Here is a 25,045-nt window from a genome sequence, read left to right as displayed (position 1 = left end):
CTTTGAGCGAAAGCGAGGATGAGGGGGTATTTATGTTGGCATATCATTCTAAAAAGGACTTATGAAAGAAGCCGAATAGGTTGAGAGAAAACTGTACACATTAAAATTAAACACTTTAAAACCCACTCAAAAATAAGATATTTACGGGCATTTCATTATTTATGCACTTGAATAGACCGACTAATTGTAAACAATTGGCGCAATAACTATTGAAATGAACAGATTAAAGTAATTTTACCGTGGCATGAAATTTGCTGAAAACACCTTTGCAATATTTTTATTTTTCAATTATTAAAGGTATTTTTATGTTTAAGCACACGGTTCTTTCACTGTTTATTTTCAGTGCTATCAGTACTTCAGTCGTTCATGCTGAAAGTTTTAATGTTCTTAAGCAATTATCCAATAAGCCGGTTCAATTAAAAGAAGGTGAATACAAAGGCAATTATTATGTACCTTCGACTTTAAACACGATTACTTGGGGTTACTTACCGAATAAAGATGCCAAGCCTGTGATTTCTGTTCCGTCGGGGAGTGTGGTGACTTTTGATACAGTTTCACATGAAGGCTTACTTGAAGATCAAGGGCGGGATGCGGAAAAATTCTTTAAATCAAAAGGAGTGAAAGACGAATACATTTTAGATGAAGCAAAAAATATTACAAAATCTTCTCTAAAACATGATTTTCATAAAGATGGACCTCATATTGTGACTGGCCCAATTGAGATTCAAGGTGCACAAGCTGGTGATATTTTAAAAGTAGAAGTCATTAAAGTAGAGCCTCGTGTGCCCTATGGCGTCATTTCAAATCGTCATGGTAAAGGTGCTTTAGTGGGCGAATTTCCTAAAAGACCTCAACAAGAAAATGCTTCGGCTGAACATCCTGAGCGCTATGGAAACGTTTCAGTGTTTACCCCAATAGAAAAAAATGCCAAGGGTGAATATGAGGGGGTACTAAAAACACAATCAGGTAAGTCGATTCGTTTCCCACTAAGTCCGTTTATGGGCATTATGGGGGTCGCACCGAATACATCACAGCCAGTTCATTCAGTACCACCAGCGATGTATGGCGGTAATATTGATATAAATGAGTTAGGTACTGGATCAACTGCATATTACCCAGTACAAGTGCCGGGTGCATTGTTCTATACAGGTGATAGTCATTTTGCCCAAGGTGATGGCGAAGTTGCATTAACTGCATTAGAAGCTTCAGCAAGAGCAACATTCAAATTAACTTTATTGAAAACAGGCAAAGATAAGATCCCGGGTAAAGAAATCGTACAGCCATTAGCAGAGAATGCTGAATTTTGGATTACACCAGGATTAGATGAAGATTTAGACGAAGCAATGAAAAAATCTACACGTGAAGCGATTCGTTTTTTAAATCAAGAATATGGTATTGATGAAGCGATTGCTTATGCTTATCTAAGCGCTGCTACCGATTTTGAAGTATCGCAAGTGGTCGATAAGACCAAGGGGATCCATGCCAAAATACGTAAAGCTGACTTTAAAGAGTTTGTTGAAGACGCTAAGTAAAACTAAAGCTGCTTAGGGTCTGTTGACATTTCATAAATGGCTTGCGTTGTAGGTTAAAATTGAGCAGGCAAGGCATGAAACGAAGAGAATAGCGAGACTATTTTCGAGTTTCATAACGAAGGCTGAGATAATTTTAACCACAACCCTTCGGGACTAGCGTGTTTTTTGCCGCTACGTCGTTACGAACTACTTATTTAGAATGACTAAATTTCTTATTTCGCGCCTAGTATCGCCTAAAAAACACACGTAGTCGCAAACGTAGACGAATTGTCAACAGACCCTAATTAAATATCCTTGGAAGTGAGGTCGTGTATTCAGCTTTCAAGGATTTATCATTATCTTTGAAATGATATAAAGCTATAATCTTTTCGTATTTATTCGTGTTGATTGTTTTCCTGCAATTTATTCATTTATATTTTCAAACGATATTTAGTCGTTTGTTATCGTGGCTTTCGATATGTGACATCAATGCTAAAGCGCTTCAAACATGAAAAATCATGTTTATTTAAGCCTTAGTTATAGCAATTTAGCGGAATGAGCTTTAGACACGAATCATACTTTTACTGTTTATATCCTCCATCCAGTCATTTAAATCCAAATCATTGGTAAATGAATGTTCACCATCAATCTTAAAGACTAACAAAGAGTCATGAATGCTAATAATACTCGCTAAATGCTGGCGAATGATGTTGGCTTCATAGTTGGTATTGATCAGCCAAGTGGAAGGGTTCACCCGAATCGAAGCATCGTAGTCACAGATAAGCTTATGGACTTCATCAAAATGATGTGCATGTGATGAGTTTAGAATAATCAAATAATTCATATTAACAACCTCCATAAAAGAGATTTCGATAAAATAACTTTTATTATGAAATGTGATAAGTATCACGATTTATTCAATCTAACACCAAAGCAATTTGATCAATTAAAAAAATGTTAGACAATCTAAAGCTGAATTTTGATGATGTGTTAGTTCTTTATTATTGTATTGTTCAAGAAAATTCTTAGTGGATATTCCTTTTGTTACACAATAAATAATCAAAAATTTTAAATACTGGCTAAATTGAAGTATGATTAAGTTTAAAATATTTAAACAATAAGCTCATCAAAAGATGGGCTTTTTTGTCTTACTCTCTCTGTGTTATAAAGTTTGAGGCTTAAAATGCTGGTTAAAATAGAAGATGGTTTTTACCTAAATTCACTGCATATTATCGCGATACATGTTTCTAAAAATATGATTACGCAAAATTTTTCTATAAGTATAGAATATACACCGCACAATCAAAATGCCAATGGCCTATATCATAAAAAGTGCCAGACGAAAGCTGAAGCAGATTTATTTTTGCAAACTCTACATCAACAAATCGCGCAAATATAAATTAAAATTTTTTTAGTTATTTTTGCATTGAAATTAAAAGAAAAGGAATTCATTTTTTAAGCTATATTAGGCTCACAATTGAATGTATCGATAATGTGAAAATCACAATGATTGAACATTTTTGAGGTCAAAATGCATAAACTAAAAATTCTTATTTGTACACTTTCACTATTCACACTGTCTGCCTGCCAAAATGTGCAAAAAAATAACAAAATCATTGCCAAGGCATTTGATACTTCAACACATTTTCAACGCTATCTGATGGATAAACATGCGCCAGAGAATGTCATTGTTACCCATAATATAACTTACCAAGAACAACCAAAACTCAGTTTAGATCTCTATCAGCCAATAGATATTCAGCAATTTGAAAAACGCCCAACAGTGATCTGGATTCATGGTGGTGGTTGGATTTCAGGTGCTAAAGATAATGCAAGAGGATATTTTAAACTGCTTGCAGCACAAGGTTATAATGTTGTTTCTGTGCAATACCAATTTGCACCGCAAGCAATTTATCCAACACAGTTGTATCAAATCAATAATGCATTGCGATTTATCCAGCAAAATGCAAAACAATACCATATAGATGCTGATCAATTATTTTTAGCAGGGGATTCGGCTGGGGCCAATTTAGCCAGTCATTATGCTGCGCTTCTCACTAACCCAAATTTTGCCAAAGAATCTGGATTTACAGCCTCGATTCAAGCTTCACAACTTAAGGGTTTAATTCTGCATTGCGGAATTTATGATATGAATGCCTTTATCAATACAGCACCAGATGAAATCAAATTGATTGAATGGGGGGTAAATAACCTTGTTCAAGCTTATACAGGTAATCAAAAAGACAATCCTGAATATTTAAAACGTTTATCACCTATACAACATCTTACCAAGGATTATCCGCCTGTATTTATCAGTGGAGGGAATAAAGATTTTCTCACAGATACGCAGTCCATTCCTTTTGTAAAAGCGTTGCAAGAAAAGCAAATCCCTGTTCAAGCTGTTTTCTACCCTGAATCAAAAGAATGGTTGGTCCATGAATATCAATTTTTCTTGGGCAAAAAGGCAAGTCAGCAAACATTTGATCAAACTATTTTGTTTTTGAAGAAAAATGTTGATTCAAAATAAACTCAAAAAATAATGATTTAAACTGAATTGTCATAAAAGCATGTTATAAAAAATAAAATTGTAGCGAGAAATGAAAGATGGAAATCAGTGTAAAGCAAATCAACAAGCGTATAGATGAATTTCAAGAATCAAGTAAGAAAGCATCAACTTTAGAAATTGGCTATAAAACCTATGCCAAATTAATGAATGAAGATAAATTTGCAGATGCCCTCAAGAAAGATCCCAATAACACAATGGTTCGTTACTACAAAGATATAAAAATTAAATTGGTCACAGAAAAACACCATTTTGAGGTGAAATAAGCTTTTTAATAAATAGAATAACAATTTTTAAAATTTACAACTCAAGGAATGAGTGTAAATTTTTTTATCATTTTGCATGAGAAAAAGTAATATATCTTTTAAACACTTAGTTGATCCTATATTGATCACTTTTTGCCTTATACACTTAAAATTTAATATACATAAAGCATTGGTATGCGCGCTTATTGTTAAACACAACTTGTAACACTTCTATCTAAATCCTTCATTTTATTTGAAGAGTGTATCTAAATATTTCATTTTTTTGATTTTTTTATCATGTGTTTAAAACATTAAAAACATAATTTATTAAGATAATCTAATGAGTGTGGGGGATTTTTAATCAGTAGGGTGCTGTTCTGATTATTGTGATACAGGTATCAAAATAGACAGAATAATTGAATAAAAACAATTGGATGATAATATTTATCATTTGGAATGACTCATTTGAATATCTAATCATGCTGTAAAAGTAGACGTTTAGACTCAATTTTTAAGTGTTTTTTAATTTAAGCAGACTTAATGATCTTACAAATTGTGACAAGATATATTAAAATAAATGCTGGTTTATTTTGTGACGAAAAATAATGGAAATTTTGAACTTTATAAAGAGTTTCAACACGGTAAACACGTATTTAATTTTGGCGATAATTGCCTTGTTGTTTATAATTTCATTTTTCTACTTTATTCACCCAACCTGATTAAGTAGAAAATTGAAGAAAAAAAGGTGAGTATCATATTGATAACTCGCCTTTTTTTATAAAATATTTTTTATCAAAGTGCAATTGCTTATTATTCATCAAATTTAGTGGCTGAGATTACAAATAGTTAAAGATTGTATTGTATATTGAATTTATATAACATACCAACCAAATGGTATCTTTTGATGAATTTATGAATTCTATTCTTTTTGCCTATAGTTTGTTGGCGGTCGCTATCATCGCTGAAGTAACAGGTTCAACATTCTTAGTGAAATCGCAAGGCTTCACAAAGTTAGTCCCGAGTTTACTGGTGGTATTTTTTTATGTGATTTCTTTCTATTTATTGTCTCAAGTGATTAAAACAATTCCATTGGGTATTGCTTATGCAATTTGGGCTGGTGTCGGTATTATCCTCACTGCTTTGGTAGGTTACTTCATTTTCAAACAAAGCTTAGACTTTGCTGCAATTGCAGGCATTGGATTAATTATTTCAGGTGTATTGGTGATTAATTTATTTTCAACATCAGCAGGACATTGATAAAAGCATGAAGCAGGTAAGATTTGAGTATGGATAAAATTGTAGAAAATGCTTATCAACGTAAAAAAGATCCTGAAGGTGTTAAAAAATTAATTTTAGCCAACACGATGAGTTTAGTTGCTGAACACGGTGTAAATGGCGTGTCGATTCAAAGTATTGCAACGCTTTCAGGTGTAACTAAAGGTGGTGTATTTCATCATTTTGCCAATAAACAAGTTTTGATTGAGGCCATGTTGGAAGAGTTGATCCAACAACTGGACCAGCAAGTCAGCCTAGCAATTGAAAAAGATCCAGTTACTTATGGCTGTTTTACTCGCGCATATATTGATGTCACCTTAAGCGCTTCATTTGGAGTCAACACAGTATGGAGTGCTTTAAGCATGACATTGATGACAGATAAATCTTATAGTGAGAAATGGGATCAATGGCTGACACGGCGATTATCTCAACATGCTGAAACGGATGATTCTGCCACATTAAAAATATTACGTTATGCAGCGGATGGGGCATGGTTTGTTGAAAGCCTCTCCCCAAAAATGCAAGATGATTATGAGGAAATTAAACAGGAATTGTTGTTAAGAACTTATCCTGAATAGTGATTCATTTGCTCTGCTTTGTAAGCAAAACCAATAGCTACAGACCAAAATAAAAAAACCAAGCCAAATGATATTGGCTTGGAATGGAAAACTTTCTTTAAACTTGGTTAAATCATTGCTTTATGATTTATTCACTGCCTAAAGTCATTAAACTTGCATTTCCGCCTGCAGCCGCAGTATTGATACTGATCGCACGCTCAATAAGTAATGGTGCAAGCGGGATAATTGTATTGGCATCCGCTAAATGAGTTATGCCAACAATTGCACCTTCACGTTGCGCAATCACTGTCTGTAATTCTTTTAGACCAGCACCTTGATGTAAAACTGCCTCAAACTCTCCAACAGTCACATCATTGATCATCGAAAATTTTTGTTGCAACGCTTTTGGCATACTTTGAATCATTTTTAAAGCAATCGCATCGTCACTTAAAATACAGACTTGTGCATTGAGAGACAAAATTGCATTAAACTGATTCAGTAAAGCCTGTTCTTGCGCTGCGATTGCCAATATCCGATGACGTGATACAACATGGTATTGATTCAATTCACCTGTTGGACCCGGAAGTTCATATAAAGCAATCGGTGATTGATACTGATGCATAGCCCATTGCGAATAGTGCTGTTTTACCCAAGTGTGAAATTCTGTTTGAATTTCAGATGGCTTTAAATTGAGCTGTTCAGAGATATTTTTTACAGTACCAAAAGGGCGATTGGGTAGGGCTGTATGCTGCATTAATTTATATAAATAAATTGGACCACCAGCTTTAGGCCCTGTTCCTGATAAACCTTCACCACCAAAAGGTTGTACGCCGACAACAGCACCTACAATATTACGGTTAATATATAAGTTGCCCACTTCCGCATGTTCAATGGTGGTTTGAATAGTTTCATCGATACGCGTATGTAAACCCATGGTTAGACCATATCCTTTTGCATTGATATGTTCTAACAATTGCTTTAATTCACCATATTTATAGGTAATAACATGCAATACAGGTCCAAAAACTTCACGTTTTAAATCATTCAGATTTGGAAGTTCAATCACTGTCGGGACAATAAATGTGCCTGCATTTAGATCAGATGTTGGTGTTTCATAAGCAAGTTGATGTATTGCATAGCCCTTGCTCCGCATCATTTCGATATGCTTTTCAATATTTTGTTGCGCTTCACCATCAATCACTGGACCTATATCTGTTTTCAGCAAAATAGGTTGCCCAATATTGAGCTGCTGCATGGCACCTTTAAGCATCTTAATTAAGGTTGCGGCATTGTCTTCTTGAATGCACAATACTCGGAGGGCAGAGCAACGTTGACCAGCGCTATCAAATGCTGAGTTTACTGCATCAATTACCACTTGTTCTGTCAGCGCAGAAGAATCGACGATCATCGCATTTTGACCACCTGTTTCAGCAATCAGCGGAATCGGTTGACCTGTTGGACTCAGACGTTGTGCTACGGTTTTTTGTAAAATCTTCGCAACTTCAGTGGAACCTGTGAACATAATGCCTTGAATACGCTCGTCTTGGCTAAGTTTTGCACCGACTGTTTCACCACGACCAGGGAGTAATTGTACAACTGATTTTGGAACTCCTGCTTCCCATAAGATTTGAATTGCTTGTGCTGCAATTAATGGGGTTTGTTCCGCAGGTTTAGCAATTACGGTATTTCCTGCAACAAGTGCTGCCGAAATTTGTCCAGTAAAAATTGCAAGTGGGAAGTTCCAAGGGCTGATACATAAAATTGTACCTAAGGGGCTAAGTGCGCTATTTTTTTCGATACTTTGCATTTGAGCTGCATAATATCTGAGGAAATCAACGGCTTCACGTACTTCGGCAATACCATTGCTGTAGGTTTTACCACTTTCACGACACAGTAAAACCATCAGTTCCTGAATACGTGATTCCATAATCGCAGCAGCTTTAAGTAATAATTCTGCACGAAAATCTTGAGATGCGTTTTTCCAATTTTCAAAAGCTTGATGAGCGTTGTTTAAGGCCAAATCAACTTGCGCTGTTTCTGCTTCGATCACATAACCAACCAAATCAGTGTGATCAGCTGGGTTGCGGATTTCTTGCGAATTTATTTCAGCTAAGTCTTGTAAATCAAGCTGATCGACAAGGCTATAACTGTTCCACTGGTGTTTTAAATAGTGCTGAACAGTTTGATTTAAATCTTTTAATTTACTGTCATCGGCTAAGTCTAAACCTTGAGAGTTTTGGCGTATGCCTTGATATAAATCATGAGGAAGCGGAATCGCAGGGTGTTTTAGCCCGACTGTATGTTCTTTTTCTGCAGTATGTAAAATTTCTTGAACAGGATTTTCAATCAACTCTTCAATTTTAATATTTTTATCTGCAATACGGTTAACAAATGAAGTATTTGCACCATTTTCCAATAAACGTCGAACCAAATAAGCCAATAAGGTTTCGTGATTACCGACAGGCGCATAAATACGACATGGAATCCCTAATTTCTGATCCGAAACCTTGCCTACTACTTGTTCATAAAGTGGTTCACCCATGCCATGTAAGCATTGGAATTCATATTGACCAAGATAATATTTTTGTGGATCTGCCAATTCATAAATTGTGGCAAGCGTTTGCGCATTATGTGTTGCAAATTGCGGATACACCTGATCAGGCGCAGCCAATAGTTTTTTTGCACATGCAATATACGACAAATCTGTATGCACTTTACGGGTAAAGACTGGATAGTCAGACATACCGTCAATTTGTGCTTTTTTGATTTCACTGTCCCAGTAAGCACCTTTGACCAGGCGAATCATTAAACGTTTTTGACTACGTTTTGCCAGATCAATAATATAATCCACCACATAGAAACAACGCTTTTGATAGGCTTGAATGACAAAGCCTATACCTTTCCAGTTTGCCAGTTGTGGCTCAAAGCATAAACGCTCAAGTAATTCTAAAGACAGCTCTAAACGATCCGCTTCTTCTGCATCAATATTAAGACCAATATCATAGGTCTTAGCTAAAAGTGCTAAATTTAAAATACGAGGATAAAGTTCATGATGCACACGTTCGGTTTGAGAACGTTGATAACGTGGATGTAAAGCCGAAAGTTTAATTGAAATTCCAGGGCCGGTATAAACATCTTTACCTTCAGACGCTTTACCTATGGCATGAATCGCTTGTGTATAGTCTTCGAAATAGCGATCTGCATCGTGTTCAGTCAGTGCTGCTTCACCAAGCATGTCATAAGAATAACGGAAACCTTTGTCTTCAAGAGTTTTGGCATTGTCCAAAGCCTCTTCAATGGTTTCACCAGTAACAAACTGTTCACCCATCATACGCATTGCTGCATCAACTGCTTTACGGATGATGCCTTTACCCGTACGTGCTAAGAGCGAAGTGAGGATCCCCGAAAGGCTGGTTTGTTTAGGTGTTTCCATCAACTTGCCAGTCAGCATGAGTCCCCATGCAGCAGCATTGACAAACATGAGATTACTTTGGCCTAAATGATCTTTCCAGTTACCTTGATTAATTTTATCGCGAATCAATAAGTCTCGGGTCGCACTATCAGGGATACGTAACAAGGCTTCAGCCAAGCACATCAATGCGATGCCTTCTTGTGAAGACAATGAAAACTCTTGCAGCAGACCTTGTACGATACCTGCTTTGCCTGACGAACTTTTACGGTCACGTAAGCTATGCGCTAAGTTAAATGCAATGTCATAAATTTTCTGATTCATTTCTTCAGAAATTTGACTGTGCTCAAGTAAGTTTTCAACACATTCCGATTCAGTACGACGCCACGCATGATTGATTTCTTCTTCAAAATCAGTTTTGTCTTTAAATTCGGTAATGTAATCCAAACTTGGAAGTAGGTTTGCATTTAAAACTTGAGGTGAATCCATATTCATTGTCAACGTCCTGTGACTAGCAAATATTTTTGTTGAGCAGATGGGTTTATATAATTTATGATTACAGAATATTTGGTGAATAACTCACTATAATTTGAATAATATTTAGAGAATTATTCTATGGAAAGTGCTTATTTAAGCTTGGATCGTATAGATATTCGGATTTTGGACATTTTGCAAAAAGATGGAAAAATTTCCAATATTAAGTTGGCTGAAAAAGTTAATTTATCCCCCACAGCTGCGCTTGCTCGGGTGCAAAAATTGACAGGGGAAGGATTTATTTTGGGCTATGAAGCAAAACTAAATCCGAAAATGTTAGGCGCTAATTTTGTGGTATTTGTTGAGATTCTTTTAGACAAAACCACACCCAATGCTTTAGATGCTTTTTCAGATGCCATCGTACAATATCCAGAAATCATGGCATGTCATATGATCAGTGGCGGTTTTGATTTTTTAGTGAAAATTCGATGTGCTGATATGGAGGAGTTTCGTCGTATTTCAGGTCAGGTACTCTGGCAATTGCCTGGGGTTAAGGAAACACGTAGTTATCCAGTGATGGAAGTGATTAAAGACAGCTCACAATTACATTTAAATTTTAAAGCGAAAGTAAAGAAATAGAAAAGGGGCATGAATGCCCCCAACGCTAATGGTTTATTCAAACATGTGAATTTACATATTTTTCATTTCACGGTTATAAATTTGTTCAGCATTTTCAAAACGATCAATTACATCTTTTTCAGGCGCTTTGTCCATTAAACTGACCACAATGATGCTGATGAAAGAAAGCACAAAGCCCGGCACGATTTCATATAAGCCCGTATGCGCCATGGTGTTTTTCCAAACAATTACGGTTACAGCACCGACAATGATACCGATCAATGCGCCATTTAAAGTCATACGTTTCCAAAACACAGACAATAAAATAAGCGGACCAAATGCTGCACCAAAACCAGCCCATGCATAAGCCACTAGACCTAGTACCTTGCTTTCTGGGTTAAATGCCAAAATGATCGCGAGCACTGAAATGGCTAAAACCATTAAACGACCAACCCAAACCAACTCATTTTGTGAGGCTTTTTTACGAAGAAAAGATTTATATAAATCTTCAGTTAAGGTACTTGAGCATACCAAAAGCTGACAACTTAAGGTACTCATGACAGCGGCTAAAATAGCGGCTAGGACAACACCAGCAACCCATGGATTAAATAAGATTTTGGTTAATTCCATAAACACTGTTTCTGGATTTTTTGCCACAATTGCAGCTGATGGAATGTCAGGATTTGCTTGGAAATAAGCAATACCCACATAACCGACAGCAACAGCGCCCGCTAAACATAGAATCATCCATGCCATACCAATACGACGAGCGTTAGGAATGGTTTTCACTGAATCTGCTGCCATAAAACGGACTAGAATATGCGGTTGTCCAAAATAGCCTAAGCCCCATGCCATTGATGAAATAATGGCGATAAAACTAACCCCTTGGAACATATTTGCTGCATGTGGACGTGCGGCTTCAATCAATTGATTGACATGTTGTAAATCACCGACTGCCAAGAAAGTCATAATCGGTGCCAACAGCAATGCAAAAATCATCAAGCCCGCTTGAAATGTATCTGTCCAACTGATTGCAAGGAAGCCACCGATACACACATAACTGATGGTTGCAATTGCGCTGACCCAAAGTGCAGTGGTGTAGTTCATGGCAAAAATACTTTCGAATAAACGTGCACCTGCCACCATGCCTGAAGCACAGTAAATACCAAAGAAGATTAAAATAACCAGTGCAGAAATGATACGGATCACTTTCTTTTTATCACCAAAACGGCTGGTGAAATAATCTGGTAATGTTAATGCATTATTTTGTATTTCAGTATGGACACGTAAACGGCCTGCGACCAAGTACCAGTTGAGCCAAGCACCAATAATGAGCCCGATTGCGATCCACGATTCAGATAATCCAGTCAGGTAAATTGCGCCGGGGAGACCCATGAGTAGCCAGCCACTCATATCCGATGCACCCGCTGAAAGTGCAGTGACAAAACTCCCTAAGCTTCGACCTCCCAAAATATAATCTGAGAAATCGGTGGTTTTTCTATAGGCATATAAGCCTATACAAACCATTGCAATGATATAAAAGATAAACGTGACAACTGTGGGGTTGAGTGAGTCCATATTTAATTCAGTCCTTGTGGAGTAAATCTCCAAGTTTTATTTTTTATCGCATAAGTTTCACGAGCGAATTCTTTCACACAACTAAAAAATATCGCTGTGATTTTTATAAGGTGATTGTGCAAGATTTATGTATCCGATTGTAACTTTAGATACAAATGCAAAAAATCAGCAATTTATATCCAAAAAAATTCTACTGGGAGTGTTTAGTGACTGCGGGATTATACTTTACGCAAAGTTACATTGTTAACGTTTAATTGATAATTCCATAAAATTGTTTATCGAAATGACATATTTTGCTAGTACAAAAGCAGATGAGAAGGAATATTATTATAACTGCACAACTATAGTGCATAAATATATAATGAGCAGATCACATGGAAACGGTTCAACCTGAAGTTACAAGAATAGAAAAAGATTTATTGGGAAGTAAAGAAGTTCCTATAAACAGTTATTATGGCATTCATACAATCCGAGCTTTAGAAAATTTTAATATTTCTAAACATAGCGTTGGTGAGCAAAGCTTTTTTATCCGTGCTTTGGCTCAGGTCAAAAAGGCCTCGGCACAAACCAATTTGCAATTTAATAAGATCTCTGAAGAAATCAGTGTAGCGATTCAAAAAGCAAGTGATCAACTGATTGAAAATCCGCAAAATTGGAAAGATGCTTTTCCATCAGATGTCTACCAAGGTGGTGCGGGGACATCAATTAATATGAACACCAATGAAGTCATTGCCAATATCGCGTTAGAATCTTTAGGTTATGTGAAAGGACGTTATGACATCATCCACCCAAATGACCATGTCAATAAATCTCAATCGACCAATGATGTCTATCCCACCGCATTACGTTTAGCAACTTACTATTCACTGGATTTGTTATTTGAAAAAATCAATAATTTGATTAGTTCACTGACATTGAAATCTGCTGAGTTTCAGTATGTGCTAAAAATGGGACGGACCCAGTTACAAGATGCTGTCCCAATGACATTAGGACAAGAGTTTCATGCCTTTGCGACATTACTCAAAGAAGATGTTCGTCTAATTAAAAAGACCCGTGAACTTTTATTAGAAATTAACTTAGGCGCTACTGCGATTGGTACAGGGGTAAATACGCCACATGGTTATGCTGCGCAGGTCAATGAAAATTTAAAAGCCTTAACAGGTTTAAATTTAATTGGTGCAGAAGATTATGTTGAAGCGACCAGTGACTGCGGTGTATTTATTATCCTTTCAAGCACCTTAAAACGTTTGGCTGTAAAACTCTCTAAAATCTGTAATGACTTACGTCTATTAAGTTCTGGCCCAAGAACAGGTTTATGGGAAATTCGCTTACCTGAATTACAAGCTGGTTCATCAATCATGCCAGCAAAAGTCAATCCTGTGATTCCCGAAGTCGTCAATCAGGTTGCATTTAAAGTGATTGGTAATGATTTAACCATTACTTTTGCAGCAGAAGCAGGCCAATTACAGTTAAATGTGATGGAGCCTGTGATTGCGCTTACCATGAATGAGTCAATTGAGTTACTGATCAATGCGATTCAAACCTTGGATGAGAAGTGTATTCAAGGTGTGGTTGCCAATGAAAAAACCTGTTTTGATGCAGTGATGCGTAGTGTGGGAATTATTACCTTACTTGATCCAATTTTAGGTCATGCAAAGTGTGATGAAATTGGGAAGCAATGTATTGCTGAAAATAAAACCATTCAAGAAGTTGTACTTGAGCAGGGTTTATTGAGCCAAGAACGTCTAGATGAAATTTTCTCTTTTGAAAATATGATTTCAGAAATTGCAGTACAACCCTATGAAGAAATCGGTAAAGCGGGCTAAGTGTTTAAACTGTACCTGTTGATCTATGTATAAAAACTTTGATAAATACAGCATTTAGATGCTGTATTTTTATGCATGGTAAAAAAAGTAAAGTTTCTTTATAATTCAACAAAATTTAAAATCACCAACAAAAGTCAATAATCTATGAATAATAAACATTTAATTCTTGCCTTAAGCTTAGTACTTCTTTCAGGATGCGCGAAAAAGTCGGAACAAGCTGCTGAAAGTTCGGCGTCTGCTCAAGATGCACAAGTCGTTGCTCAGGATGCTGCACAAGCAGCTGATGCCGCAGAAAAAAGTGCTGAGCAAGCTACTGAAAATTCTGTTGATACCATACCAGTGACTGAACAAAAACCTGAAACTATTTTAAGTACCGATGTCAGTCAAGCAGAAAAAGCACGTCGTATGGTGCGTGAAGCTCAGGTTAATTTCACAGCCAAAGATGTGGTTAAAACTGCTTTAGAAATTGATAAGCTCACTTTTCAAGCGGGTGGATTTATAGAGCAGAAAAATATCAGTTTTGATGTACTCGATGTAAAAACACAAAAAATTGCGGATGGTAAAATCCGAGTTTTTGAAAAAGTTGATCCGCATGCAGAGATCATTGTCAGAGTACCGAGTGATAAAGCCGCGTTATATGTCAATCAGTTATTGCCTTTGATGTATTTTTTAAATCAACAGCAATATTCTGCAAAGCGATTTGAGTTAAAGCTTTTAGAAGAAAAAGTCGGACAAACTCAAAGCGTTCCAAGTGATACCAAACAATCACAGCTGAATGAAATTTCCCGTTTAACTCAACTTGAAGTTCAAGATCGGGTACGTTTTAGCACGATTAGTATTGCCATTAAGCAACCCGCGATGGTGAGAGAAAGTCTGGATGTTGATGTTGCTGCTGTGGCACGCTTAAACGGTGATAGTTTTTGGAAGCGTGCTTGGGAAGGTATTCAATATGGCTGGCAATTTATTTTGGATTTGTTGGTTATTTTAGTCACCATTTGGCCACTTTATTTACTGGTATTTCTTGGCTTGATTATTTATCGAGTGGTTAAGCCTGTAATGAATAAATTATTCAATGATTCATCTTCGACTAAACCTTCTAAAGATGTAAAAAAAGATCAGATGAATTCCACAGATGACAATACATGATTTTACTTAGCGCTATGCTGTAATTTTTAAAGCCAGTGCAATTGCACTGGTTTTTTAATGTGTTGTCAGTTTTTCAAAAAGCTGTTGCATTCCTTCAGTCGCATTCATTTTTAAACACTGGTATTGCTGGGGAACACGCTCATAACTGGCTTGCGGGTCAATATAATATGCATCACAGTGTTCTGGAATCTCGTGAATCAAACCTGCCACAGGGTAGACGGTCAATGTGGAGCCAATAACAATAAAAATATCAGCATCACGGATCATCGCTACGGCTTCTTCATACGCAGGAACAGCTTCACCAAACCAAACCACATGAGGGCGAAGTGGATATCCCTCAGGACATTTATGTTGTTCTAGATCCAATTGCCAACCATCTATAGGATAAAACTCATTTGTGTACTGCGCATTGGGTTTAGAACTTTTAGCAAGGCGGATATTGCCATGTAAATGAATAACCTGTTGGCTTCCTGCACGTTCATGTAGATCATCAATATTCTGAGTAATTACAATGACATCAAAATATTGTTCGAGTTGAGCAATGGTATCGTGTGCTTGATTGGGGTGGGCTTTGAGAATATGTTGACGTCGTTCATTGTAAAAACGTTGCACCAAGACAGGGTTACGCTGCCAAGCTTCAGGTGTAGCCACTTCCTGAATATCATAATTCTCCCATAAGCCATTACTATCTCGGAACGTGCTGATTCCACTTTCTGCACTCATTCCTGCACCTGAGAAAACTACAATTTTTTTCATAGGATAAACAATTAAAATTTTTAAAATCCTAACATAAATTGAGTGAAACGTGTTTTCTCATTATTATGACTATCCTGAAGCAGTTAAATGGTGTCAGGCGGCTTATCTCAAGATCCAGAGCATGACCTTGTCAAAGAGGTTTTATATGAGATCATGGGAAATACCAAGCGCAGTATCAAAAAGTATAACCAAACAATTGCCAATATTGCTGCTTCTGACATACCTGAACGTCAAGATGTTTTAATTTAGTCAGTTTTACTGATTTATCATTAATACATAAAGTCTAAGAATCTGAAATATCTAAATTTATAGTGTCAAAATAAGGATATAAAAAGCATGACATTTAGAAGGGGAAGTGGATTCTAATGTCATGATTTATTTTTAAATTATTCAATAAATTTGATTTGTTTAATGAAATAAAAAGACTCATCTGCACTAGGACCAGCAACTCGATCTGCATTTTTTTCAAATTGAATATCTGCTTGGACCTTTTTTTCAATATATTGCTTTTTTAAAATTTGCCCGCCTGTTTCTTCATCATGGTCAAACCATGGCCCGCACTTTTGATTGCAGTATGCATAAATGGTTTTGCCTTGGGTATTTTTTAACAGCAAACCGTTGTCATCAACACCACCACCATTGGCCAGTATATAGTTTTGTGTTTTGGCATTGGCAAAATGACTGATTGAAATACAGGTAAGAATAAGCAATATTTTTTTCATCTTTTCCTCAAGATTTAATAAGACTTTATTGTATATACGCGGTTATTTTACAACAAATGGCATGTATTAAAAGAAAAGGTCTGTAAAAACAGACCTTAAAATACTGAGCTTAATGATCATGATGTAAATATTTCGGCTGTTTAGGGAGTTGCATGCTACAGAAAAGACAAATAATCAGCATGACAATCACGTAAACAAAGAAGCTGTTCTCATGACCAAGATCTTTTAACTTTAATGCAACAGCAGGTGCAGATCCACCAAAGATTGCATTACCGACAGCATAGGCAAAACCAACCCCCAAGGCTCGAATATGTGGTGGGAACATTTCTGCTTTAACTAAACCACTAATCGAGGTATAGAAACTGAGTAACATCATTAAGAAGATCAGTAATAATGTCACGATAAAAGCTGAACCACTAAAGTATGGCATTGCAATGACCATGACAGGATAGATAAAAATGGCACAGCTACTACTAAAGAGCATCATTGAAGCACGACGACCGATTCGATCTGCCAGCATCCCGAACAAAGGTTGTGCACACATAAATACAAATAGGGCAATGGTCATCATATAGCCGACCGTTTTATCGGAAAAACCAAGGCTGGTGATATAGGTTTTTGAATATACTGTGATGATATAAAAACACAATGAACCCGCAGAGGTATAACCAACAACCAGTAGGAACGTATTCCAGTTCTTGCTGAGTAATTCTTTTAAACTGCCTGAACCCTCTTTTGCACTATCATCTTCAGATAAGGTTTCTTTTAAATGTCGACGTGCAAAGAATGAAAGAATGGCAACGACACCACCAATAACAAATGGAATACGCCAGCCACCATCCATTAATTGTTCTTTAGACATAAGGGCCAACATAATCACGCCTAAAAGGCTTGCTAAAAGTTGTCCACCAGACAGCGTGACATATTGAAAAGAGGAATAGAATCCTCGTTGACCTTTTAAAGCAACCTCGCTCATATAGGTCGCAACAGTACCATACTCACCACCTACTGAAAGTCCTTGTAACAGACGTACAGCCAATAATAGAAATGGTGCTGCCATACCGACTTGATCATAAGTCGGGAGTGCTGCAAATAAAAATGAACTGATCGCCATTAATGTAATAGAAATGATCATGGATTTTTTACGTCCATAGGTATCGCCAATCCAGCCAAAGAGCCAACTGCCTATGGGCCGCATGAAAAAACTAGCAGCAAAGACGCCCCACACATAAATTGCTTTTGTGGAGTCATCCATATCTGGAGCGGTTAATGCATGGGTGAAATAGGTTGCGAATGCTGCATAAATATAGAAATCAAACCATTCCACCAAGTTACCAGAAGCAGCCCCAACGATAGCCATGACACGATTACGTTTTTCATGTGGCTGATAAATATGTGTTTCAGTCATAAAATATCCTTATTATGCTGCTACGGTTTTTATGTCTTGAAAATGTGAAAAATCAAATTTTTTGCATTTCAAACTGTTTGGATTTTGCATTTTGATTTTAAGATTAAACGATTATACAAATACGGTGTTGGTACAAAAAATACACAGCTTAATACAGCTATATCTAAAAATTAATGCACGAATGTTCTTGTTTTAATTTGCGTAATATGAGAATTTATTGATTAATTGCATATTGTAAAAATGAAAAAAATAAATAATTATCAAACTGGGTTTTAGATAGATTTGCTGTATGGGCAAGTTGGAATAGTAATGGTGAATATTTGGAATACACAGTTCCAAAAGGTAAAAAATTATACGCTTGGGAAGGTCCAGCAAACAAATCTCAATCTCGTTATTTTGAACAAGGAGAAATTTTTCCAAAAATTGAAAATAGTGATTGGAGTGAAACGATTTGGTATTTAGAAATCACTAATAAACTACAGTGAAATATTTTAAGATTTAACTGCAAGAAATGGCGCTTTCATAAAGCGAAACTTAGTTATATTCCTTAATATGTCATGATAGAAAAATCCCATCGAACTGCATGGGATTTTATACTGATTATTAAGTGATTATGCTGGTTTATTGACTTTGCGGTGAGTCTTGTACTGGAGTTGGAATGGCAGCCTTTGATTGTTGTCGAGTTAAAATCAAGTGTGCGATCATGCCAATACAAATTCCCCAGAAAACCGAACTAAATCCTAAAAAATGCATACCTGATACAGTGGCAAGAAAAGTAATGATGGCAGCATCTCGTTGTGTTTCATCTTTCATTGCAATACCAAGATTGGTGGTAATTGCTCCAAGTAAGGCCAATCCAGCAAGTGCCGCAATCAACTCTTTGGGAAGTATGCTAAATAGCATTACCAAACTGCCTGCAAATAATCCACCTAGAATATAGAAGATGCCATTAGCAATACCTGCGATATAGCGTTTTTCTTTCAATTCATGCGAATCTTTACCCGTGCAAAGTGCAGCAGTAATCGCTGCTAACACAATCGTGATTCCACCAGTAAAAGCCACAGCAATAGAGGTGATACTGGCTATGCTTAAAATCGGTTTAGCAGGTGTGTTGTAATGATTCAGTTTAAGAATTGCCATACCTGGCAAGAACTGACCCGTTAAACTGACAATTGTAAGTGGAATTGCAAGATTTAATGTAGAAGACCAGGTCCATTCTGGACTGATCAGAACAGGAACTGCCAATGAAAAATCCATTGGTACTGGATTGATTTTTCCAAAGATAAAACTGAGCGCAATCCCTGAAAATAATACCCAAATTATGGCATAGCGAGGCGAAAAGCGTTTCGCCAGTAAAAAGCAGAGTAGCATACCAAAAACCACATAGGGCATTGTGTCAGTAGCTTTAAACAGACCTAAACCAAACTGGAACAGAATTCCAGCCATCATTCCTGCTGCCAGCCCTTGTGGTATCCATTTTAAAAGTTTGTCAAAAGAACCAGTAATCCCAATGATAAAAATAATGATTGCAGAAGTAATATAGGCTGCAACAACTTCATTGAGGGAAATATGCGGAAATAAAGCCACCAAGAGCGCCGTTCCCGGTGCTGACCATGCGGTAATAATCGGCGTTTTAAACTTAATGGATAAAATGATTCCAGTGATTGCCGCACCAATAGAGCTCCCCCAGATCCATGATGCCATCATGGTTGAGGAAACATTGGCTTGTTGAGCGGCCTGAAAAAAAATGATCATTGGTCCTGCATAAGAAATCAGTACAGCTAAAAATCCTGCAACTGTCGCTGATAAAGACCAATCTTGTTTTAATGTTTTGAACAGGGATGCCATTGGGCAAAGCCTCCATGCATTGAATTTCAATGATCCTGCTATATAAAAAGAAACCAGTTTTAACCCTGATCACCACCACCTACAGGGACAATAGTACCTGTCATATAAGAGGATTCATCAGAGGCAAGAAATAATATTGCATTGACCTGTTCCTGAATCGAACCATAACGGCCCATAAAAGTACGATCAATGGTTTGATCTACCACATCTTGCATCCATTGTTTTTCATTTTTGGTCAATGCCGTAGTATTGCGCGGGACTTTACGTGGCGGTGCTTCTGTACCGCCAGTCGCAACAGCATTAACCCGGATACCATCTTTGGCATGTTCAAATGCAAGTGCTGTAGTTAGACCATTTACACCACCTTTTGAGGCTGAATAGGGCACTCGATGAATACCGCATGTTGCAATAGAGGATACATTAACAATGGTACCTTTTTGATTTTTGATCATTTCGGGCAGGACTGCTCGACAACACCATAAGGTTGGAAATAGTGAGCGATGCACTTCTTTGATGATTTCTTCTTCAGAAAACGCTTGAAACGGTTTCATCCAAATTGCACCACCGACATTGTTAATTAAAATATCAACACGGTTATAGTGTTCAATGGCTTTAGCAACGACAGCTTGAGCACCCGCTAAAGTTTCCAGATCTGCATTGACGGTGATTGCATCACCGCCAGTTTTGTTAATTTCAACAAGCACGTCTTCGACATATTCTGAACGATCGGCCATAACCACATGCGCACCTTCCGCTGCCACTTGTAGGGCGACACCACGACCAATACCTTGTGCGGCACCGGTAACAATGACAACTTTATTTTTAAATCTTTGGCGATCTGACATTCTTCTCAGCTCCTGAACAGTACGATTTTAGTTTGCAGAGAATTTCTCAAATAAGAAGTTTGCCGGTTTAATCCCTTCAGTATCCAACCAGCCTCGAACAGCTTCAACCATAGGAACAGGGCCACATAAATAAACATCGACGTCACCGCCATTTAACCAGTCATTGTCAATGTGACCTGTCACATAACCTTTGCGTTCATGTGTTGATTCAGCATGTGCAACGACTGTACGGTATTCAAACCATGGCAGTTTATTTTGCAGTTCATTGAGTTTTTCAAGTGCCACAAGGTCAAAGTCATTGGTTACTCCAAATACTAAGCGTACAGGGTGTTGTGAGCCTTTGTCTTCAAGCACTTGTAACATCGACATAAACGGTGCAATACCTGTCCCGCCTGCCAACATAACGACAGGACGAACTACATTACGAAGGTAAAAACTTCCAAATGGACCAGTAAAGGTCATTTTGTCGCCCGCTTTGGCATTTACACTTAAAAAGTCACTCATCTTTCCATTTGGAACATTACGTACCACAAAGCCTGTTAAGCGATTTCCAGGTTTTGAACTGAATGAATAAGAGCGCGTTTCAGTGGTTTGTGGAATTGCCACATTGACATACTGACCTGCAAGAAAATGAATATCGGGCTGACCTTCATCTAATTGAATATCGAAAGTGATGGTGGAATCAGAGAGCTTTTCCACACGAGATAATGTGCCTTGAAATGCATGAATTTCGGTTTTGCATACTTCAGATGAAGCTTGAATCTGAAATACGGCATCAGAAGTAGGTCTACATTGGCAGGCCAAGATATAGCCTTGTTCAGCTTCTTCTGATGTTAAAGCATCCTCAATATAACTTTCTTCAGGCATGTCAAACGAACCAGATTCACAAAAAGCACGACATGTACCGCAAGCACCATCACGGCAATCTAAAGGAATATTGATTTTCTGGCGATATGCTGCATCAGATAAAGTTTCACCTTGTGTAACTGAGATAAAACGCGTTACGCCATCTTCAAATTGAAGAGCAACATTGTGGTTTGACATGGCTGAAAATCCTATAAAAATCTTTAAAACTTTTGAGTGCTTTAGCCAACTTTCCATTTGGCTAAAGCAAACACCTCATATTTTTGTTTACACAATTCGAGATAAAAAATTAGAGGTGGTAAATATCGATGACTTGGTTGATGTAGTCATTTTTTAGCACCACATATTTATTCAGAATTTGTGGTTGTGTAGCAGAAAAGTCGATGACATAACGAGACATACCAAAGTAGCTATAACTGTTTTTGTAACGAAAGCTCAGCGTATTCCAGTTAAAGCGGACTGTGACTTTGTCACCATCTCTTTCGATAATTTCAATATTGCTAATATTGTGGCAAGTGCGTGTATCAGGCATGGTTGCTGAAGAACGTTCAGTTTTAATCCGGAAAACACGGTCTTCCAAACCTTGACGGTCAGGGTAATAAATCAAAGAGATTTCAGACTGAGGATCTTCGGTTAAACGATCGTCATCATCCCAAGCAGGCATCCAAAAACATGCCGAAGGTGAGTAGCAGGCGAGCCATTGATCCCATTGTTCATCATCTAAAAAACGTGCTTCGCGGTAGAGAAATTGCGCAATATTTTCTAAAGTAACTTGATCGATGTTTGCTGTTGCATTCATGCTGTTGCTCCTTGCTGAGATGTTTCTTGTTGAGCAAGATTTTTTTCAGATTGAATGGCATGTTTCATCATTTCTAACCAGTATTGATGTTGGGCGAGATATAAGCCTTCATCTTCTGTTTTAATACCACTCAGTTTAGGTTTTAAACCAATTTCATTGGCCGCATCATCCGGTCCTTGAATCCAGTGTTTTGATCCACGGCACATGTCATTCCATTCAAGCTCAATACCAGCATAACCGGCTTGACAGGCACGGAATTCTTCAAGGTCATCAGGAGTTGCCATGCCCGAAGCATTAAAGAAATCTTCGTATTGGCGAATACGTCGTGTACGTGCTTCAGGGCTTTCACCTACAGGTGCAATACAGTAAATCGTCACTTCAGTTTTATTGACTGAAATTGGACGCAATACACGAATTTGCGAACCAAATTGATCCATGAAATAGACATTTGGATAAAGGCATAAGTTACGTGAACGTTCGATCATCCATTTCGACATTGGCGCACCGAATTTTTCAGTATACTCATCAGCTTTTGGATAATTAGGACGATCTTCGGGGTTTGCCCATTGAGTCCATAACAGCATATGTCCATGCTCAAAACCGTATGAACCGCCACCTTGTTTGCCCCAAGCACCTGCACTCATTGCACGGACATTGTCATTTTCTTGCTGTTTTTCTTTACGTTGCTGTGTGGTCGCTGCATAGTTCCAATGTACAGCCGAAACGTGGTAACCATCTGCACCATTTTCAGCAGTCAGTTTCCAGTTGCCTTCATAGGTATAGGTTGAAGCACCACGTAAAACCTCTAAGCCTTGCTCAGATTGGTCGACAATCATGTCAATGATTTTGGTTGTTTCACCTAAAAACTCTTCTAAACTTGGTACATCTGGATTTAAACTGCCAAATAAGAAACCTTTATAGCTTTCAAAACGAGCTACTTTTTTCAGGTCGTGTGAACCTTCTTTATTGAAGCAGTCTGAATAACCAGCATCGCTTGGATCTTTAACTTTGAGTAGTTTCCCAGAGTTATTAAATGTCCATCCATGGAATGGGCATGTATAAGTCGCTTTGTTACCACGCTTATGGCGGCAAAGTTGTGCGCCACGGTGTGAACACGCATTGATCATGGCATTTAATTCGCCATTGCGATTACGCGCAATCATAATGGGCTGACGCCCCATAGTAGTGGTGTAATAATCGTTGTTATTTGGAATTTGGCTTTCATGTGCCAAGTAAACCCAGTTGCCTTCAAAGATGTATTTCATTTCTAGGTCAAAAAGGGCTTGATCTGTGAAAACAGAACGATGAAGTTTAAATTCACCCGTTTCAAAATTATCGACTAAGAGTTCGTCAATTCGATCAAGATGGCTGGTATTTATAACAGGAATACGTGGCATATGGGTTCTCCGACTTTCCAAATGAGAGGAAGTCCCCGAAGTGCTGCAATAGTGCAAACATTTCGGTTCCGTGCGTGTGGGTTTAAGCGCTTGCGCGACGACGATCTACTTCTGTAGATGGTGCTTTAGATTGTTCTTTTACCAGTGCTACATTGAATGAAATACGTTTAAATGGTTTGTTGAGACCACGACGAGCAATTTCAGCTTCATCACTGATATCAATAGCTGTTGCCACTAAGCCATCGCGTGTTGCAAAAGCAAAATCATCCCAAAGGTATTGATCACCTTCGATGTTGAATTGTGTGGTTAATTTGCGATAGCCGGGCGCAGATACGAAATAATGCACATGAGATGGGCGGTTACCATGGCGGCCTAATTTGTTCAGTACAAACTGAGTTGTCCCTTGTGGTGGACAGCCATAGCCAACGGGCATAGTTGTTTGTGCAACATACTGACCATTGCTATCAGTCAATATGCTACGGCGTAGATTAAAATCTGACTGTGATTTATCAAAGAAAGAGTAATTACCTAAACTGTTAGCATGCCAAATTTCAACTTTAGCATTTGGGATAAGATTGCCATCTGTGTCAGTGACTGTACCTTCAATAAATAAGGTGTCGATTTTATCGCTCTCTGAACCATCGTCCATACGAGAAAAGCCGACGGACTCAGGCGCACCAGCGACATATAATGGGCCTTCAATGGTGCGTGGTGTGCCACCTGTGATACCTGCTTTTGCATCTGCTTCATCAGCACGTAAATCCAAATAATGTTCCAAACCTAAACCCGCTGCTAAAAGACCAAGTTCATTGGCTTGACCCGCATCGGTAAAATATTCTAGGCCTTTCCATAATTCACTTTGTGAAATGTCTAAATCTTCAATGGCTTGAAACAAGTCAGCTAATAAACGTACCACTACTTGTTGTACACGTGTATCGACTGCACCTGTTGCAGTGTCTACATTCATTTGTTTGACCAAAGTATCGATTTCTTGACGGTTCATACTAGATCTCCTGCAGTATGCGTGGTTTGGCATTGCATACGAAAAAAATCGTTTGAAACTTTGCTGCCCACTTTCCATGTTATTCATGTGCGAGATTTAAAGCTGGAACTGATAAAAGTGATTCATTGGGCTAACAGAATGAGATTCTTTGGCTGGCTGTGAATATCAAAAGTTTTACAGTCTTGCTTTACATCTTGCTTT

General features: G+C 37.7%; 23 protein-coding genes. 11 read left to right on the top strand and 12 right to left on the bottom strand.

Translation table 11 applies throughout. The features are described 5' to 3' along the window. The first annotated feature begins 305 nt into the window (after window positions 1-305). Window positions 306-1,532 (top strand): acetamidase/formamidase family protein, encoded by a 1,227-nt coding sequence (locus ACZ5QH_RS12285; RefSeq protein ID WP_303576869.1) that lies wholly within the window; start codon window positions 306-308, stop codon window positions 1,530-1,532. 541 nt (window positions 1,533-2,073) lie between these two features. Here ACZ5QH_RS12285 and ACZ5QH_RS12280 read toward each other — a convergent pair. Further along, entirely contained in the window at window positions 2,074-2,355 is a 282-nt protein-coding gene (locus ACZ5QH_RS12280) for a hypothetical protein (RefSeq protein WP_303576870.1), read from the bottom strand. Between the two features lie 339 nt (window positions 2,356-2,694). Between ACZ5QH_RS12280 and ACZ5QH_RS12275 the strand changes: the two genes are divergently transcribed. The 5 genes from ACZ5QH_RS12275 to ACZ5QH_RS12255 all read left to right on the top strand — a co-directional run bounded on the left by ACZ5QH_RS12275 (window position 2,695) and on the right by ACZ5QH_RS12255 (window position 6,172). After that, window positions 2,695-2,910, top strand: coding sequence for a hypothetical protein (locus ACZ5QH_RS12275; RefSeq protein ID WP_004821927.1), 216 nt, complete (start codon window positions 2,695-2,697; stop codon window positions 2,908-2,910). Between the two features lie 132 nt (window positions 2,911-3,042). Next, a complete protein-coding gene (locus tag ACZ5QH_RS12270) occupies window positions 3,043-4,038 on the top strand; it encodes an alpha/beta hydrolase (RefSeq protein WP_303576871.1) in 996 nt (331 codons plus the stop codon). Window positions 4,039-4,115: 77 nt separating this feature from the next. Continuing rightward, a complete protein-coding gene (locus tag ACZ5QH_RS12265) occupies window positions 4,116-4,340 on the top strand; it encodes a hypothetical protein (RefSeq protein ID WP_004719860.1) in 225 nt (74 codons plus the stop codon). An 891-nt stretch (window positions 4,341-5,231) separates the two neighbouring features. After that, window positions 5,232-5,576: a DMT family transporter gene (locus ACZ5QH_RS12260; protein WP_004821920.1), complete on the top strand. Its 345-nt coding sequence runs from the start codon at window positions 5,232-5,234 to the stop codon at window positions 5,574-5,576. A 29-nt stretch (window positions 5,577-5,605) separates the two neighbouring features. After that, window positions 5,606-6,172 (top strand): TetR/AcrR family transcriptional regulator, encoded by a 567-nt coding sequence (locus ACZ5QH_RS12255; RefSeq protein ID WP_303576872.1) that lies wholly within the window; start codon window positions 5,606-5,608, stop codon window positions 6,170-6,172. A 127-nt stretch (window positions 6,173-6,299) separates the two neighbouring features. On the opposite strand, the gene putA is transcribed toward ACZ5QH_RS12255, so the two are convergent. Next, entirely contained in the window at window positions 6,300-10,055 is a 3,756-nt protein-coding gene (gene putA, locus ACZ5QH_RS12250) for a trifunctional transcriptional regulator/proline dehydrogenase/L-glutamate gamma-semialdehyde dehydrogenase (protein ID WP_303576873.1), read from the bottom strand. A gap of 120 nt (window positions 10,056-10,175) precedes the next feature. Here putA and ACZ5QH_RS12245 point away from each other — a divergent pair, with 120 nt between their 5' ends. Beyond that, window positions 10,176-10,673, top strand: coding sequence for an Lrp/AsnC ligand binding domain-containing protein (locus tag ACZ5QH_RS12245; protein ID WP_004821915.1), 498 nt, complete (start codon window positions 10,176-10,178; stop codon window positions 10,671-10,673). Between the two features lie 51 nt (window positions 10,674-10,724). On the opposite strand, the gene putP is transcribed toward ACZ5QH_RS12245, so the two are convergent. Then, window positions 10,725-12,230, bottom strand: coding sequence for a sodium/proline symporter PutP (gene putP, locus ACZ5QH_RS12240; RefSeq protein ID WP_303576875.1), 1,506 nt, complete (start codon window positions 12,228-12,230; stop codon window positions 10,725-10,727). A gap of 374 nt (window positions 12,231-12,604) precedes the next feature. Between putP and aspA the strand changes: the two genes are divergently transcribed. Both aspA and ACZ5QH_RS12230 read left to right on the top strand, forming a co-directional pair. Next, entirely contained in the window at window positions 12,605-14,056 is a 1,452-nt protein-coding gene (gene aspA, locus ACZ5QH_RS12235) for an aspartate ammonia-lyase (RefSeq protein WP_303576876.1), read from the top strand. Window positions 14,057-14,200: 144 nt separating this feature from the next. Next, entirely contained in the window at window positions 14,201-15,202 is a 1,002-nt protein-coding gene (locus tag ACZ5QH_RS12230; RefSeq protein WP_303576877.1) for a DUF4349 domain-containing protein, read from the top strand. A 54-nt stretch (window positions 15,203-15,256) separates the two neighbouring features. Here the strand turns inward: ACZ5QH_RS12230 and ACZ5QH_RS12225 are convergent, their stop codons facing one another. After that, a complete protein-coding gene (locus ACZ5QH_RS12225; RefSeq protein ID WP_303576878.1) occupies window positions 15,257-15,958 on the bottom strand; it encodes an SIR2 family NAD-dependent protein deacylase in 702 nt (233 codons plus the stop codon). An 87-nt stretch (window positions 15,959-16,045) separates the two neighbouring features. Here ACZ5QH_RS12225 and ACZ5QH_RS12220 point away from each other — a divergent pair, with 87 nt between their 5' ends. After that, window positions 16,046-16,207, top strand: a complete 162-nt coding sequence (locus ACZ5QH_RS12220) for a hypothetical protein (RefSeq protein ID WP_303576879.1) — start codon at window positions 16,046-16,048, stop codon at window positions 16,205-16,207. Window positions 16,208-16,344: 137 nt separating this feature from the next. Here ACZ5QH_RS12220 and ACZ5QH_RS12215 read toward each other — a convergent pair whose 3' ends face one another. Both ACZ5QH_RS12215 and ACZ5QH_RS12210 read right to left on the bottom strand, forming a co-directional pair. After that, on the bottom strand, window positions 16,345-16,680 hold the full coding sequence (locus tag ACZ5QH_RS12215; protein ID WP_004821903.1) for a hypothetical protein: 336 nt from the start codon (window positions 16,678-16,680) through the stop codon (window positions 16,345-16,347). 109 nt (window positions 16,681-16,789) lie between these two features. Then, window positions 16,790-18,088, bottom strand: coding sequence for an MFS transporter (locus tag ACZ5QH_RS12210; RefSeq protein ID WP_303576880.1), 1,299 nt, complete (start codon window positions 18,086-18,088; stop codon window positions 16,790-16,792). A 320-nt stretch (window positions 18,089-18,408) separates the two neighbouring features. Here ACZ5QH_RS12210 and ACZ5QH_RS12205 point away from each other — a divergent pair, with 320 nt between their 5' ends. Next, complete coding sequence (locus ACZ5QH_RS12205) at window positions 18,409-18,573, top strand: hypothetical protein (protein WP_303576928.1); 165 nt, start codon at window positions 18,409-18,411, stop codon at window positions 18,571-18,573. A gap of 136 nt (window positions 18,574-18,709) precedes the next feature. On the opposite strand, the gene benE is transcribed toward ACZ5QH_RS12205, so the two are convergent. The 6 genes from benE to catA all read right to left on the bottom strand — a co-directional run bounded on the left by benE (window position 18,710) and on the right by catA (window position 24,844). Continuing rightward, window positions 18,710-19,936 (bottom strand): benzoate/H(+) symporter BenE, encoded by a 1,227-nt coding sequence (benE, locus tag ACZ5QH_RS12200; RefSeq protein WP_303576881.1) that lies wholly within the window; start codon window positions 19,934-19,936, stop codon window positions 18,710-18,712. A gap of 59 nt (window positions 19,937-19,995) precedes the next feature. Then, window positions 19,996-20,781: a benzoate diol dehydrogenase BenD gene (gene benD / locus ACZ5QH_RS12195; protein WP_303576882.1), complete on the bottom strand. Its 786-nt coding sequence runs from the start codon at window positions 20,779-20,781 to the stop codon at window positions 19,996-19,998. Between the two features lie 27 nt (window positions 20,782-20,808). Further along, on the bottom strand, window positions 20,809-21,825 hold the full coding sequence (benC, locus tag ACZ5QH_RS12190; RefSeq protein ID WP_303576883.1) for a benzoate 1,2-dioxygenase electron transfer component BenC: 1,017 nt from the start codon (window positions 21,823-21,825) through the stop codon (window positions 20,809-20,811). A 109-nt stretch (window positions 21,826-21,934) separates the two neighbouring features. Next, window positions 21,935-22,444 (bottom strand): benzoate 1,2-dioxygenase small subunit, encoded by a 510-nt coding sequence (gene benB / locus ACZ5QH_RS12185; RefSeq protein WP_303576884.1) that lies wholly within the window; start codon window positions 22,442-22,444, stop codon window positions 21,935-21,937. After that, window positions 22,441-23,841 (bottom strand): benzoate 1,2-dioxygenase large subunit, encoded by a 1,401-nt coding sequence (benA, locus tag ACZ5QH_RS12180; RefSeq protein ID WP_004719896.1) that lies wholly within the window; start codon window positions 23,839-23,841, stop codon window positions 22,441-22,443. The genes benB and benA overlap by 4 nt, the downstream gene beginning before the upstream one ends. Window positions 23,842-23,923: 82 nt before the next feature. Next, complete coding sequence (gene catA, locus ACZ5QH_RS12175) at window positions 23,924-24,844, bottom strand: catechol 1,2-dioxygenase (RefSeq protein WP_004719897.1); 921 nt, start codon at window positions 24,842-24,844, stop codon at window positions 23,924-23,926. Window positions 24,845-25,045: the final 201 nt, after the last annotated feature.

It is taken from the genome of Acinetobacter sp. Ac8, from assembly GCF_055392545.1.
This window is presented reverse-complemented; position numbering and strand designations above follow the sequence as displayed.